Raw genomic sequence first — 14,756 nt, 5'->3', positions numbered from 1 at the left:
GCAGCGCCCGCGAGCCACAAGTTTCCGACAATGGAGGGGAATTCGCTCATCATGCGAAGGTCAACACTTGCCGCTGTGGCGGTGGCCGGTAGTGCGGCACTGCTGCTCGCCGGCTGCAGCAAGGCCGACAACAGCACCGACGGCACACCCAAGTCGGCCGGCGCGGACGCCGCGACGAAGGGTGTCGTCAATGCCTCCACGCAGAAGGGTGGCACGGTCACCTACGCGATGTCGGACGTCCCGGACTCCTTCGACCCGGGCAACACGTACTACGCGTACATGTACAACTTCAGCCGGCTCTACGCCCGCCCGCTGATGACCTTCCAGCCCGGCGCGGGCGAGAAGGGCAACACCCTGGTCCCGGACCTCGCGGAGAGCAAGGGCGTCTCCAGCGACGGCGGCAAGACCTGGACGTACAAGATCCGCAAGGGCCTGAAGTACCAGGACGGCAGCCCGATCACGGCCAAGGACGTCAAGTACGCCGTGGAGCGCTCCAACTTCGCGCGTGACGTGCTCTCGCTCGGCCCGAACTACTTCCAGCAGTTCCTGCAGGGCGGCAAGGACTACAAGGGTCCCTACAAGGACAAGAACCCCAAGGGCATCGCGGCCATCGAGACGCCGGACGACTACACGATCGCCTTCCACCTCGACCGTGCGTTCCAGGAGTTCGACTACCTGGTCGCCACGCCGCAGACGGCCCCGGTTCCGCAGGCCAAGGACACCGGCGTCGACTACGTGAAGAACATCGTGTCCTCCGGCTCCTACCAGTTCCAGAGCTACCAGGACGGCAAGCAGGTCGTCCTGGTCCGCAACAAGAACTGGGACGCGAAGACCGACCCGCTGCGCCAGCAGAACCCGGACAAGATCGTCGTCAACCTGAAGGTCAACCAGTCGACCATCGACAAGGACCTGCAGTCCGGCGACACCCTGATCGACCTGCAGGGCAAGGGCGTCGAGACCCAGACGCAGGCCCAGCTGGTCAACGACCAGCAGAAGAAGGGCAACACCGACAACACCTACGGTGGCCGTCTCGTCTACGCGGCGCTGAACACCAAGGTCAAGCCCTTCGACAACGTCGAGTGCCGCAAGGCCGTCGAGTACGCCATCGACAAGGTCTCCGTGCAGACCGCCGAGGGCGGCACGATCCGCGGTGACATCGCCACCACCGTGCTGCCGCCGGACATCACCGGCTACCAGAAGGCCGACGTCTACGCGACGCCGGGCAGCAAGGGCGACGTGGCCAAGGCCAAGGAGCACCTGAAGGCCTGCGGACAGACGTCGATCACGACCTCGATCACCGCGCGCAGCGACCGTCAGGAAGAGGTCGACGCGGCCACCGCGATCATCGCCTCGCTGAAGAAGGTCGGCATCAACGCCACCCTCAAGCAGTACCCGTCGGGCAAGTACTTCACCGACTACGCGGGTGTGCCGAAGTTCACCGAGAAGGAGAACGTCGGCATCATGATGATGCAGTGGGGCGCCGACTGGCCCTCCGGCTACGGCTTCCTGCAGCAGATCCTGAACAGCCAGGCCATCAGCCAGTCCGGCAACACCAACCTGTCGCAGTTCGAGAACAAGGACGTCGACGCCAAGCTGGCCCAGGCGATCGCCGCTCCGGACGTCAGCGAGCGCAACAAGCTGTACGCCGACATCGACAAGACCACCATGGACCAGGCGGTCATCGTCCCGCTGACCTACTTCAAGGTCCTGCTGTACCGCTCGCCCTACGCCACCAACGTGGTGTCCACGGCGGCCTTCAGTGGTCAGTACGACTACCTCAACATCGGCACGACGAAGAAGTAGCAGCCCCGGAAGGCAGGTGAAGGCATTGGTGCCCGCGGGCCGCGAGGCCCGCGGGCACCAGCGCCGATCCCCGTGATCTCGTACATCCTCCGCCGGACGCTCGCGGCAGTGATCCTGCTGCTGGTCGTCACCGCGGTCACCTTCGGCATCTTCTTCCTGCTGCCGAGGCTCGCCGGCCAGACCGCCGACCAGCTGGCGCAGCAGTACATCGGGAAGAGCCCCTCGGCCGCGGACATCGCCGCCGTCAAGCACAACCTCGGTCTGGACCAGCCGGTCTACGTCCAGTACTGGCAGTTCCTCAAGGGGATCGTCGCCGGCGCCACCTACAACCTCGGACCCACCACGGTGCATTGCGACGCACCGTGCTTCGGCTACTCCTTCAAGAACCACGTCGCCGTCTGGCCCGAGCTGACCGACCGGCTCCCGGTCACCATCTCGCTCGCCGCCGGCGCCGCCGTGATCTGGCTGCTGTCGGGTGTGACGGTCGGCGTCATCTCGGCCCTGAAGCCGGGCTCGATCTTCGACCGGGCGTTCATGGGCGTCGCCCTCGCCGGCGTCTCGCTGCCCATCTTCTTCACGGGTCAGCTGGCGCTGCTGCTCTTCACCTATCAGTGGCCGATCTTCGGCCGCACCTATGTCCCGTTCACCCAGAACCCCTCGCAGTGGGCCAACACCCTGATACCCGCGTGGTGTTCGCTGGCGCTGCTGTACTCCGCCATCTACGCGCGGCTCACCCGCTCGGGCATGCTGGAGACGATGAACGAGGACTTCATCCGTACCGCGCGCGCCAAGGGCCTGGCCGAGCGCCGGGTGGTGGCACGGCACGGTCTGCGGGCCGCGCTCACCCCGATCATCACCGTCTTCGGCATGGACCTCGGTCTGCTGCTCGGCGGTGCTCTGATCACCGAGCGGGTGTTCTCGCTGCACGGCATCGGTGAGTACGCGGTGCAGGCGATCACCGACAACGATCTGCCCCCGATCCTCGGCGTCACCCTGCTCGCCGCCTTCTTCATCGTGATCTGCAATCTCCTGGTGGACCTGCTGTACGCGGCCGCCGACCCGCGGGTGAGGCTCTCGTGACCGAACTGTCCAAGACTGGTGCCGCGGTGGGCGAGCCGGTGAGCACGCCCTCCGGTCCGCCGACGTCCTTCCTCGAAGTCCGCGATCTGAAGGTCCACTTCCCGACCGACGACGGTGTGGTCAAGTCCGTCGACGGGCTCAGCTTCCAGCTGGAGAAGGGCAAGACGCTCAGCATCGTGGGCGAGTCGGGCTCCGGTAAGTCCGTCACCTCGCTGGCGATCATGGGTCTGCACCGGCTGGGCGCGCGGGGCAAGAACGTGCGGATGACCGGCGAGATCTGGCTCGACGGCAAGGAACTGGTGGGCGCCGACCCGGCCGAGGTGCGCAGGCTGCGCGGCCGCGAGATGTCGATGATCTTCCAGGACCCGCTGTCCGCGATGCACCCGTACTACACGGTCGGCAGCCAGATCATCGAGGCCTACCGCGTCCACCACGGCGTCAGCAAGAAGGCCGCGCGCACGCGTGCCATCGAGATGCTCGACCGGGTCGGCATCCCCGAGCCGGCCAAGCGCGTCGACGGTTACCCGCACGAGTTCTCGGGCGGCATGCGCCAGCGGGCGATGATCGCCATGGCGCTGGTCAACAACCCCGAGCTGCTCATCGCCGACGAGCCGACCACCGCCCTGGACGTGACCGTCCAGGCGCAGATCCTCGACCTGATCCGGGATCTGCAGAAGGAGTTCGGCTCCGCGGTCGTCCTCATCACCCATGACCTCGGTGTGGTCGCCGAGATCGCCGACGACGTCCTCGTGATGTACGGCGGCCGGTGCGTGGAGCGCGGTGCGGTCGACGACATCTTCGAGCGCCCCCAGCACCCGTACACCTGGGGACTGCTCGGCTCGATGCCGCGCATCGACCGGGAGACCTCGGACCGGCTCATCCCGGTCAAGGGACAGCCGCCGAGCCTCATCAACGTCCCCTCGGGCTGCGCCTTCCACCCTCGCTGCCCGTACGCGGACATCCCCAAGGGCGATGTGACCCGCACCGTGCGCCCCGAGCTGCAGCAGGTCGGCACCGGACACTGGTCCGCCTGCCACCTCTCCGCGGAGGACCGCACGCGGATCTGGACCGAAGAGATTGCGCCGAAGCTGTGAGTGAGACGAACAAGACGGATGCCGCGGCCGGGGCCGCGGTGCCGAAGCAGGCGTCGGCCCTCGAGGACCGCAGCCAGGCCGCCAAGGGCTCCGAGGACGGCGAGGTGCTGCTCAGGGTCGAGGGGCTGACCAAGCACTTCCCCGTCAAGAAGGGTCTGCTGCAGCGCACGGTCGCGCAGGTCAAGGCCGTCGACGGGCTCGACTTCGAGGTGCGCAGGGGCGAGACGCTGGGCGTGGTCGGCGAGTCCGGCTGCGGCAAGTCGACCATGGGCCGAGTGATCACCCGGCTGCAGGATCCGACCGGCGGGACGATCCACTTCGAGGGCCAGGACATCACGAGGCTGAGCACGGCCGGGATGCGCCCGCTGCGACGGGACATCCAGATGATCTTCCAGGACCCGTACGGCTCGCTGAACCCGCGGCACACCATCGGCTCGATCGTCTCGGCGCCCTTCCGGCTGCAGGGCGTGGAGCCCGAGGGCGGGGTGAAGAAGGAGGTCCAGCGGCTGCTGTCGCTGGTCGGCCTGAGCCCCGAGCACTACAACCGCTACCCGCACGAGTTCTCCGGCGGCCAGCGTCAGCGCATCGGTATCGCCCGGGCGCTCGCGCTGAAGCCGAAGCTGGTCGTGGCGGACGAGCCGGTGTCCGCGCTCGACGTGTCGATCCAGGCGCAGGTGGTCAACCTGATGGACGACCTCCAGGACGAGCTCGGCCTGACGTACGTGATCATCGCGCACGACCTGTCCGTGGTCCGCCATGTCTCGGACCGGATCGCGGTGATGTACCTCGGCAAGATCGTCGAACTGGCCGACCGCACCTCGCTGTACGAGGCGCCGATGCACCCGTACACCAAGGCGCTGATGTCGGCGGTGCCGATCCCGGACCCGAAGCGGCGCGGCGGCAAGGCCGAGCGGATCCTGCTCAAGGGCGATGTGCCCTCGCCGCTCAACCCGCCGAGCGGCTGCCGCTTCCACACACGCTGCTGGAAGGCGACGGAGATCTGCCGGACCACGGAACCGCCGCTGCTGGAACTGAAGCCGGGCCAGCGGGTGGCGTGCCACCACCCCGAGAACGCGGAGGACCAGGCACCCCAGGACACGGTGCTGCTCTCGGCGGCACGGGAGGCGGTGGAACTGGTGACGGAGCCGGGGGCCGCCGAGGAGCCTGGTGGGGCCGCGGTTGCGGAGCAGGCGGACGCGGAGGCCGCTGCGGAGAAGGCCGACGTCGCCGATTCGCTGGGGGCGGCTGCCGGGAAGGCTGGTGCCGACACCGACGAGGCTGCCGGTGCCGAGAGCGCCACGGACGTCGAGGAGGCCGAGGACGGCGAGGGCGCCGAGGACACTTCGGCGCCCGAGAAGACCGACGCGGAGGAGCCCGCGGCGGCCGAGGGGTCGGTGGCTTCGGATGAGTCCGCGGCGGCCGAGGGACCGGTGGCTTCCGAGGATGCGGCGGCCGGGGGGTCGGTGGCTTCCGAGGAGTCCGCGGCTGTCGATTCCGAGGAGTCCGCGGCTTCCGAGCCGTCCGGCAACGCCGGGAACTCCGCGGAGCCCGACAACGCCGGGAACTCCGCGGAGCCCGGCAACTCCGAGGCCCCGGTTGCGGCGTCCTCGGAGAAGCCCGCGCCCGAGGCGTCCCCGGCGTCGAAGACCACCAAGGGCGCCAAGCCCGCCGAGGAGTGACTCCCAGCCTTCGAAACGGGCCGCCGCGGCGGCCCGTCAGGAGTTACACACGGCGTCGCGCATGACAAGGTGGCAAAGTCATGTACATGCCGGAGCGGGAGAGTGCAGAGTCTGGCGTGTCCGTCTGATCGACAGCACGCCTCGAAGGGACGACTCATGGCACTCTCCCGCTCGGCACGTTCAGGAGTCCTCGCCACCGCCGCGGCCTCCTTACTCGTCATCGCCGCCTCCTCCGCCCCGTCCCCCGGCGCCCCCGGCATCGGCGATTCCTACTTCCCGCAGCTCGGCAACGGCGGCTTCGACGCCCGCCACTACGCCCTGGACGTCGCGTACAACCCGGCGACCGCCCGCCTCGACGGCCGTACGACGATCACGGCCCGGGCCACCCAGAGCCTGACCTCCTTCGACCTCGACCTGCAGAAGCTGGAGATCACGAGAGTCGAGGTGGACGGCAGGCAGGCCCGGTTCACGCGCGAAGGCGACGAGATCCGCATCACCCCGCGCGGAGTCCTCCGCAAGGGACGGGACTTCACGGTCACGGTCACCTACGGCGGCGTCCCCGAACCCCTCGGCGGCCCCATAGTCTTCGGCTCCAACTACGGGTGGATGAAGACCACCGACGGCGTCTTCGTCGCCTGCGAGCCCAACGCCGCCTCCACCTGGTTCCCGTCCAGCGACCACCCCGCGGACAAGGCCACCTACGACATCCGCATCACGGCGCCCAAGGGCCTGACCGCGGTCTCCAACGGCCGTCTGGTCTCGACGTACGACAAGGGCGACAAGACCGTCACCCACTGGCGGGAGTCCAAGCCGATGGCCACGTACCTGGCGACGGCGACCATCGGCAAGTTCGATGTGAGGACCGGGAAGACCCCGTCGGGGATTCCGATCTATGTCGCCATCGACCCCGTTCTGGCGAACAGCAACGCCGTCGACGTCTACGCCGTCACCGCGGAGGCCACCGACTACTGGTCGCAGGTCTTCGGCCCGTACCCCTTCGAGGAGACCGGCGCCATCGTCGACGACATGCCGGAGGCCGGCTTCTCCCTGGAGGTCCAGACGAAGCCCGCGTACTCGGCCGTCCGCTCCGAGTCGACGATCGTGCACGAGCTGGCCCACCAGTGGTTCGGTGACTCGGTCTCGGTGGAACGCTGGAAGGACATCTGGCTCAACGAGGGCTTCGCGACCTACGCCCAGTGGCTGTGGGCCGAGCACAAGGGCACCCGCTCGGCGCACGACTCCTTCCTCGCCGCGTACAACGCCCGCCCGGCCGACAACGCGTTCTGGCAGATCGAGGTGGCCGACCCGCAGCGCGACACGATGTTCTCCTCCGCCGTCTACCAGCGGGGCGCGATGACGCTCCAGGCGCTGCGCGAGCGCATCGGTGACACCGCGTTCTTCAGGCTCCTGCCGGAATGGACCAGGCTCCACCGGTACGGCAACGCCAACACCGGCGACTTCATCCGGCTCGCGGAGAAGGTCTCGGGACAGCGGCTGGACGACCTGTTCCAGAAGTGGGTCTTCACCACCGGGAAGCCCGCTCTGTAACCTCGGCGTACTGAGGCTCAAGCCTTGGTTTGTAAGGCAGGCACCCTTCGATAGGTGAGAATGTAAGGGTGCTCCAGCAACTCTTCAGCCCCTCCGTCCAGCACACGCTCGACGTCGTCGGCATCTTCGTCTTCGCGATCTCCGGCGCGCTCCTGGCCGTCCGCAAGAACTTCGACGTCTTCGGCATCGCCGTGCTCGCCGAGGTCACCGCGCTGGGCGGAGGGCTGTTCCGTGATGTGATCATCGGGGCCGTGCCACCGGCCGCGTTCACGGATCTGGGGTACTTCCTGACCCCGCTGTTCGCCGCTCTCCTGGTGTTCTTCCTCCACCCGCAGGTGGAGCGCATCCAGGTCGCCGTGAACGTCTTCGACGCGGCCGGTCTCGGTCTGTTCTGCGTCGCCGGGACGACGAAGGCGTACGACTACGGGCTCGGCCTCACGGCGTCCGCCGCCCTCGGCCTCGCCACGGCCGTGGGCGGCGGCGTCCTGCGCGACGTCCTCGCCAACGAGGTGCCCTCGCTGCTGCGCTGGGACCGCGACCTCTACGCGGTCCCCGCGATCGTCGGTGCCACGATGGTCGTGCTCTGCATCCGCTGCGGCGTGCTGACCCCGGTCACCTCCGGGCTCGCGGCCCTCACCGCTTTCGTCCTGCGCCTCCTTGCGATGCGCTTCCACTGGCGAGCGCCGCGCGCTTGGAACCGGCGCTCCAATGTGGCTGAGGAAGAGCTCCCTTAGTCTGGCCGGTCAGCTGCTGGCTCAGCCAGGTGAACACCGTCGGGATCTGCGGCCGCCACAGGGCCATGCTGTGCCCGCCCGCGCTGCGCGGGATGAGCACGGTGTGCACCACCGTCGGCGGCTTCGCGATCTGCTGCAGCGCCGCGGCCGCCTGGTAGCCGTCACCGGACTCCCCGGAGAGGTAGAGCGAGACCCGGGGCGGGGTGCGGTAGCCCTTGAGGATGAAGTAGGGGTTGTTCTCCCGCCGCAGCTGGACGCTCTGCGCGGCCAGGGAGCTGCGTTCGCCGATCGGGTCGTTGTAGCCGGACAGGCTGATGGCGGCCCGGTAGCGGTCGGGGTGCGCGACGGCGAGCTTCGCCGCGCAGTGCGCTCCCGCTGAGTAGCCGGCCGTTGCCCAGCCGTCCGGCGCGGGCTGGGCGCGGAAGTTGTCCGTCACCATCTTCGGCACGTCGATGCTGAGCCAGGTGTCGGCGTTCACGGCGCCCGGGATGTTCGCGCAGCCGGTGTCCACCTTGGCGATCAGGTTGGTGCGCGGCGACACCAGGATGAACGGTTCCACCTTCCCGCTCTTCATCAGCGGCAGCAGTTGCTCATGCACCTTCAGCGACCCGAACCACGCCTTCGCGGAGCCCGGGTAACCCGACAGCAGCTCCACGACCGGGAACTTCTTGTCCTTGTAGGCGGGGTCGTTGTACTGCGGCGGCAGCCACACGTAGACCTCGGCCTCGACGCTCGACACCCGGCCCTTGAGCTGGGTGACCTGCACCCCGCCGGCCGAGTGCATGCCGGGCCCGTCGGCCTGGGTGAACGTCTGGTGGACCTTGGGCAGGGCCTTCACCTGGATCCCGCCGGTGCCGTCCTTGCCGAGGTCGGCGGCCTGCTGGACGTGGTTGCCCGTGCCGAGCAGGTCGGACCAGTTGTCGTACAGGTTGTTGGCGTTGTTCACCAGTACGAAGACCAGTGTGATCGCGGTGACCTGCGCGAAGAGCAGCATCGCCACTCGGGCGACATTGCGGACGACCACCGGGCCGCGGACCCGGCCCCACAGGAACAGCGGCAGGATGAGGGCGACCGCCACGAGGACGATCGACAAGAGGAGGAACGGCGTCCCGGTCAGGCTCATCGGCTATGCGGCTCTTCCTGTGAACGGCTGAATCAAGCTGTACGTCTTCTGAGAGGGGAACAGAGGCCTGTCGGTCACGGACGAGTGGGGACACTTACCGAGAAATTGCCTAAACCTCACCTAAGGATGGCTGGATCCGTATGGGGGTTCGGCGGGGCATCATACAGTCGGACCAGTAAAAGCTACTGCTTAGTAGTTTCCTGTTGTACCGTTCAGGTATGCCAGAAGCAGCTACCGCACCGGCCGCGCGGGCCACGATCGGCGACAGCGAGTTCGATCGCGACACCGCGGTCACCCTTCGCGAGCCCGGTGTCTACGACATCGACCTCTCCGCGGGCTGGACGATCATCAACGCCGTCAACGGCGGCTATCTGCTGGCCGTCCTGGGCCGTGCCCTCGCGGACGCCCTGCCGCACCCCGACCCGTTCACGATCTCCGCGCACTACCTCACCGCGTCCCAGCCGGGGCCCGCGGTGATCCGCACGGATGTCGTCCGCACCGGCCGCTCCCTCTCCACGGGCCAGGCCTCCCTCTTCCAGTACGACGACGAGGGCCGCGAGGTCGAACGCATCCGCGTCCTCGCCTCGTACGGCGATCTGGACGCCCTGCCCGACGACGTCCGTACGAGCGCGGAGCCGCTGGTCCTCCCGCCGATGAACCAGTGCCTCGGCCCCCAGGACGGCCCGGCGCCCGTCCCCGGCAGCTCGGCCATCACCGACCGGCTGATGCTCAAGCTCGACCCCGCCACGCTCGGCTGGGCGCTCGGATCGCCGTCCGGGAAGGGTGAGATGAGGGCCTGGTTCGGGCTCGCCGACGGCCGCGACGCGGACCCGCTCTCGCTGCTCCTCGCGGTGGACGCGCTGCCGCCCACCGCCTTCGAACTCGGGATCGCCGGCTGGGTGCCGACCGTCGAGCTGACCGTGCATGTGCGCTCGCGCCCGGCGCCGGGACCGCTGCGGGTGTCGATCACCACGCGCAACCTGGCCGGCGGCTTCCTGGAGGAGGACGCCGAGGTCTGGGACAGCGCCGACCGTCTGGTCGCCCAGTCCCGCCAGCTGGCTCGGGTCCGGCTGGGCTGAGCGTCAGACGCCGCCGAGCGGCTCGCGCCCCAGCCAGGCCGCGAGCCGAACGTAGGCGCCGGCCCCCTCGGGGGCCGGCAGTGCCGACGCGAAGGGCACCTCGTCGCCGCGCTCCGGCTCCGGCAGCAGGACCTGGGCCACGGAGAGCGCGAACTCGGCCAGTTCCGGGTCGAGCTGCGCGGGGCGGCCCAACGCCTCCCACAGGTCCCAGGTGTGGGTCACGCTCTCCATCACATACCCGGACAGCGCGTTGCGGCCGGGCACCTCGCCCCAGGGCACGCGCACCGGCGCCGCCAGGCGCGCGTCCTCGGCCCAGGCCCGCTCGGCCTCGGCCCTGGCCTCGTCGTACGCCGTCGGCCAGCCGTCGTCCGCGACGCCGTCCACGAACGGGTGTACAGCCAGACCGTCGCCGCCCGCGCCGACCACCGCGATCCGGCGTGCGCCGCCGACGAGGTGCGACAGCAGCGTCCGTACGTCGAACCCGTCGCAGGGCGTGGGACCGGCGAGCTGCTCCGGCCGGACGGTCCTGACCAGCGCGGCGGCCTGGTCGGCGGCACGGGTGTACAGGGGGCGGGGGTCGGTGTTCATGGTGGTCCTCTCCGTGAGTGGGTGCCATGAGAGTCGCTCCATAACCTGACAGCTTCCGTCAACATTTGCGCGACCCCTCACGCCGCCGCGATGCTGGGCGGGTGAAGTCCGACCGCCTGCTGTCGATCCTCCTGCTGCTGCAGACCCGCGGCCGGGTCCCCGCCCGTGACCTCGCCTCGCGGCTGGAGGTGTCGGTACGCACCATCTACCGCGACATCGAGGCCCTGTCGGCGTCCGGCGTCCCGGTGTACGCGGAGCGCGGACGGCACGGTGGGATCGAACTGCTCGCCGGATTCCGTACGGACGTCACCGGATTGACCGCCGACGAGTCCCGCGCGCTGTTCATCCTGGCCGCGCAGGGCGCGCACGCCGCGCTCGGCCTGGACGCGGCCCTCGGCTCCGCACTGCGCAAGGTGATGGCCGCGCTGCCCGCCCCGCACCGGCCCGCCGCCGAGGCCACCAGCCGCCGCATCCTGGTGGACGCGACGCGCTGGAAGGGCGGCCCGCAGCCCGCCGTCGACCTGGAGGTGCTCCAGGACGCCGTGTTCGCCGACCGACGGCTGCGGCTGCGCTACCGGCACGGCGGGGACACCGCACCGCACACGTACACCGTCGACCCCTACGGTCTGGTATCCAAGGCGGGCGTCTGGTATCTGGTCGCCGACCGGCGCGGCCGACCGCAGCTGTTCCGCGCGGACCGGGTGCGCTCGGCGACCCTGCTGCCGGATGTCGTCCAGCGGCGCCCCGGCGTCGAGCTCGCCGACGCCTGGGAGGCCCTGCGCCGGCAGGTCGAGGAGCGTCCGGGCGGTCTCGAGGTCACGGTGCGGGTGCGCCGCGACGTCGTCGACATGTTCCAGCGCCTGACCGCCTCCGCGCTCGTCGCCCTGCCTCGGGACGACGGCGGGAGCCCGTGGGTCACCGCCCGGCTGTCGTACGGCTTCGTCCCCGAGGTCCGCCAACTTCTCATGTTCGCCGACTGGGTGGAGATCGTGGAGCCGCCCGAAGCGCGTGAGGAACTGGCGCGGGCGGCGGCCTCCGTCACGGAGCTGTACCGGCGCGAGAGCTGAGCGGCGAGACGAACAGGCAGGTCGGCGAGGTGCCTTGAGGTTCCCTTTGCCCGGCGCAGGAAGGGGACAGGGCGGCGGCTGCGGCGGTCCCGGCGGGTGCCGGGCGGCCAGGGGCAGCAGGCACCGGGCTGACTCTCTCCCGGGGCGGTGGGTGGGCGGCGCGTCCGGTGGACGGGCTGCCCCCCGCTGTCGCGGATGAGGCCGGTGCGGTCAGTCCCGCCAGTGGTGGCGGCCGATGCTGATCAGCCGCAGCCGCTGGGCCGCCGTCCGGGCCACCCGGTCCCGCTCCTCGGGGGAACCCTCCTGCGCCTCCAGGAACTGGGAGGCCGTCACCAGCATCTGGTCGACGTACAGCCCGGCGAGCATCAGCAGGTCCTCGTCGCTCCATCCGCCTGACTCCGGGTGTTCGGCCAGCGCGACCTTCACTTCTTCCGCGAACCGGGCCAGTTGCTGCCGGATCGCCTCCCGCACCGGCTGGACACCGCCGTGCCGCTCGCGCGCGATGAACCGGACGTGCGCCGGGTACGCGTCCACGTGGTGGGCGATCAGTTCCACGGCGCGGGCAATGCGTTCGTCGCTGTCACCCGCCTCGGAGACCGTTGACTCGATCATCGGGTGGAGGCTGCCGAGGGCCTCCTCGACCAGTTCCGCGCCGAGGTCCGCGATCGAGCGGAAGTGCCGGTAGAAGGCGGTCGGGGCGACACCGACCGCACGAGTGACCTCGCGCAGGCCCAGGCTGCTCAGGCTCTGCTCCTCCAGCAGCCCCAACGCGGCGTCCAGGAGCGCCTGCCGGGTCTTCTGCTTCTGGGCCTGCCGGATGCCGAGAGTGTGACTCATGCCATGCAGTTAACAACTGTTCGCTGGAATTGAAAAGACATCGGGCGCGCTAGACTGGGAAGTCAGTAAACAAGTGTTACCACAACCGTTCACCGAATCGTAACGAGATGTAACGGGCTTCTCGGAGGGGATCTCGTCCCATGCTGTTCCTCGTCGCCGCACTTCTGCTGCTGGGCGCCGTCCTGGGCACGGTGGCCCACGCCCCGCTCTCCGTCACCCTCATCGCCGCGGCCGTCATCGCGGTGTGGCTCGTGGTCTTCGCGGTCCGCGAGCGGCACGGGCGCCGTCGCAGCACCTCGGCCCACTGAACCGCCGTATCCCAACCGACCGTCGGGAGCTGACCGTCATGCAACTCACCGTCGCACGAACCGAGAACACCACCGAACCGGCCCGCAGCACCGGAGTGCGCGACGCGGACGGCATGGCCGTCGCGTCCTTCATCCTGGGCCTGCTCGGCCTCCTCGTCCTGAACGTCTTCCTCGGCCCGATCGCCGTCGCCCTGGCGGCCGTGGCCCTGTGGCGCGGCACGGAGCGCCGGGGCCGCGCGCTCCTGGGCCTGGGTCTGGGCATCGCGGACCTGGTGGTCCTGGTGGCCTTCATGGAACTGGACAAGACGGTTTCCTGGGGCTTCTAGGGCGCTTCCCCACGGAGATCCGTCAAAAGCGCCCTGGGCGCCGTCCCCGCCGACCGCGAGGGCCCGAGGACGACGGGCCGCAGGCGGAGTGCGCAGAACGCGGAGCCCCGCCGGGGCCGAGGCCTGAGACGGTCGGCCCGTAGAATCGGCCCCACCATGGCATACCTCGACCACGCCGCGACCACCCCGATGCTCCCCGAGGCGGCAGAGGCTCTGACCGCACAGCTCGGCACCACCGGCAACGCCTCCTCACTGCACGCATCCGGCCGCCGCGCGAGGCGCACCGTCGAAGAGGCCCGCGAAACCCTCGCCGAAGCGCTGGGCGCCCGCCCCAGCGAGGTCGTCCTCACCTCCGGCGGCACCGAGGCCGACAACCTCGCCGTGAAGGGCCTGTACTGGTCCCGCCGCGACGCCGACCCGGCCCGCACCCGCGTCCTGGCCAGCCCCGTCGAACACCACGCGGTCCTCGACGCCGTCCACTGGCTCGGCGAACACGAGGGCGCCACCGTCGAGTACCTGCCCGTCGACTCCTACGGCCGTGTCCACCCGGAGGCCCTGCGCGAGGCCATCGCCCGCAACCCCGACGACGTCGCCCTCGCCACGGTCATGTGGGCCAACAACGAGATCGGCACGGTGCTGCCGGTCCACGAACTCGCCGACGTGGCGGGTGAGTTCGGAGTCCCGCTGCACTCCGACGCGGTCCAGGCCTTCGGCCAGGTCCCGGTCGACTTCGAGGCCTCGGGCCTGGCCGCGATGACCGTGTCCGGCCACAAGATCGGCGGTCCGTACGGCATCGGTGCGCTGCTCCTCGGCCGCGAGTACAGCCCCGTCCCGGTGCTGCACGGCGGTGGCCAGGAGCGTCATGTGCGCTCCGGCACCCTCGACGTGCCGGCCGTCGCCTCCTTCGCGGTCGCCGGACGGCTCGCCGCCGAGCAGCGCGCATGGTTCGCCCGGGAGATCGGCGCCCTGCGGGACGAGCTGATCGCCGCGGTCCGCGCGGCCGTCCCGGACGCGATCCTGGGCGGGGACCCGGTGGACCGGCTCCCGGCCAACGCCCACTTCACGTTCCCCGGCTGCGAGGGCGACTCCCTGCTCCTGCTGCTGGACGCGCAGGGCATCGAGTGCTCCACGGGCTCCGCCTGCACGGCCGGTGTGGCCCAGCCGAGCCATGTCCTCCTCGCCACCGGCGCGGACCCGGACCTCGCCCGCGGCACCCTGCGCTTCTCCCTGGGCCACACGTCCACGGAAGCCGACGTCGAGGCGGTCGCGAAGGCGATCGGCCCCGCGGTCGAGCGTGCCCGCACCGCCGGGCTGACCTGACGCCGCCCCGCCGGGCCGACCTGAGGGCGCAGCCGCCACGCCGTCGCCGTCCGGGCCGCGCTACGAGCCGTAGGCACCGGTCCCAGGCCCAGTGCGGCCCCGGACCGGTGTGGTCAGTGCCCGGCACCTCCCCAGGCGCCCGACGATGTGCCCGCGGTCCACGGGTATGG

General features: G+C 69.9%; 14 protein-coding genes. 11 read left to right on the top strand and 3 right to left on the bottom strand.

Annotated elements, in window-relative coordinates:
• Positions 1-30 precede the first annotated feature (30 nt).
• From ASC56_RS24110 to ASC56_RS24085, 6 genes are all read left to right on the top strand, one after another.
• Complete coding sequence (locus tag ASC56_RS24110) at positions 31-1,803, top strand: ABC transporter substrate-binding protein (RefSeq protein WP_055493602.1); 1,773 nt, start codon at positions 31-33, stop codon at positions 1,801-1,803.
• A gap of 72 nt (positions 1,804-1,875) precedes the next feature.
• Entirely contained in the window at positions 1,876-2,883 is a 1,008-nt protein-coding gene (locus ASC56_RS24105) for an ABC transporter permease (RefSeq protein WP_055493601.1), read from the top strand.
• The gene (locus tag ASC56_RS24100) at positions 2,880-3,977 is read left to right on the top strand and encodes an ABC transporter ATP-binding protein (RefSeq protein WP_055493600.1); all 1,098 of its coding nucleotides are present in this window, start codon (positions 2,880-2,882) and stop codon (positions 3,975-3,977) included. Before ASC56_RS24105 ends, ASC56_RS24100 begins: the two co-directional genes overlap by 4 nt.
• Entirely contained in the window at positions 3,974-5,656 is a 1,683-nt protein-coding gene (locus tag ASC56_RS42095) for a dipeptide ABC transporter ATP-binding protein (RefSeq protein WP_371330264.1), read from the top strand. The genes ASC56_RS24100 and ASC56_RS42095 overlap by 4 nt, the downstream gene beginning before the upstream one ends.
• Positions 5,657-5,812: 156 nt before the next feature.
• On the top strand, positions 5,813-7,204 hold the full coding sequence (locus ASC56_RS24090) for a M1 family metallopeptidase (RefSeq protein WP_055493599.1): 1,392 nt from the start codon (positions 5,813-5,815) through the stop codon (positions 7,202-7,204).
• A 68-nt stretch (positions 7,205-7,272) separates the two neighbouring features.
• On the top strand, positions 7,273-7,938 hold the full coding sequence (locus tag ASC56_RS24085; protein WP_055493598.1) for a trimeric intracellular cation channel family protein: 666 nt from the start codon (positions 7,273-7,275) through the stop codon (positions 7,936-7,938).
• Here ASC56_RS24085 and ASC56_RS24080 read toward each other — a convergent pair.
• On the bottom strand, positions 7,838-9,061 hold the full coding sequence (locus tag ASC56_RS24080) for an esterase family protein (RefSeq protein WP_055493597.1): 1,224 nt from the start codon (positions 9,059-9,061) through the stop codon (positions 7,838-7,840). The genes ASC56_RS24085 and ASC56_RS24080 overlap by 101 nt on opposite strands.
• A gap of 218 nt (positions 9,062-9,279) precedes the next feature.
• Between ASC56_RS24080 and ASC56_RS24075 the strand changes: the two genes are divergently transcribed.
• Positions 9,280-10,140 carry a thioesterase family protein gene (locus ASC56_RS24075; RefSeq protein ID WP_055493596.1) on the top strand — a complete coding sequence of 287 codons (861 nt, stop codon included), beginning with the start codon at positions 9,280-9,282 and terminating at the stop codon, positions 10,138-10,140.
• Positions 10,141-10,143: 3 nt separating this feature from the next.
• Here the strand turns inward: ASC56_RS24075 and ASC56_RS24070 are convergent, their stop codons facing one another.
• Positions 10,144-10,728 carry a TIGR03086 family metal-binding protein gene (locus ASC56_RS24070; protein WP_055493595.1) on the bottom strand — a complete coding sequence of 195 codons (585 nt, stop codon included), beginning with the start codon at positions 10,726-10,728 and terminating at the stop codon, positions 10,144-10,146.
• A gap of 101 nt (positions 10,729-10,829) precedes the next feature.
• Here ASC56_RS24070 and ASC56_RS24065 point away from each other — a divergent pair, with 101 nt between their 5' ends.
• Positions 10,830-11,795: a YafY family protein gene (locus ASC56_RS24065; RefSeq protein ID WP_055493594.1), complete on the top strand. Its 966-nt coding sequence runs from the start codon at positions 10,830-10,832 to the stop codon at positions 11,793-11,795.
• Positions 11,796-12,005: 210 nt separating this feature from the next.
• Here the strand turns inward: ASC56_RS24065 and ASC56_RS24060 are convergent, their stop codons facing one another.
• Complete coding sequence (locus ASC56_RS24060; protein ID WP_055493593.1) at positions 12,006-12,632, bottom strand: TetR family transcriptional regulator; 627 nt, start codon at positions 12,630-12,632, stop codon at positions 12,006-12,008.
• Between the two features lie 140 nt (positions 12,633-12,772).
• On the opposite strand from ASC56_RS24060, the gene ASC56_RS39920 reads away from it, so the two are divergent.
• The 3 genes from ASC56_RS39920 to ASC56_RS24050 all read left to right on the top strand — a co-directional run bounded on the left by ASC56_RS39920 (position 12,773) and on the right by ASC56_RS24050 (position 14,586).
• Entirely contained in the window at positions 12,773-12,940 is a 168-nt protein-coding gene (locus ASC56_RS39920) for a hypothetical protein (protein WP_107309336.1), read from the top strand.
• A gap of 38 nt (positions 12,941-12,978) precedes the next feature.
• Positions 12,979-13,266, top strand: a complete 288-nt coding sequence (locus tag ASC56_RS24055; RefSeq protein WP_055493592.1) for a hypothetical protein — start codon at positions 12,979-12,981, stop codon at positions 13,264-13,266.
• A 156-nt stretch (positions 13,267-13,422) separates the two neighbouring features.
• A complete protein-coding gene (locus ASC56_RS24050) occupies positions 13,423-14,586 on the top strand; it encodes a cysteine desulfurase family protein (protein WP_055493591.1) in 1,164 nt (387 codons plus the stop codon).
• The last annotated feature ends 170 nt before the right edge of the window (positions 14,587-14,756 follow it).

This window comes from Streptomyces sp. TP-A0356 (assembly GCF_001417775.1).
Taxonomy (GTDB): Bacteria; Actinomycetota; Actinomycetes; order Streptomycetales; family Streptomycetaceae; genus Streptomyces.
The sequence above is the reverse complement of the archived record's forward strand: the minus strand, read 5'-3'. Positions and strand labels throughout refer to the sequence as shown.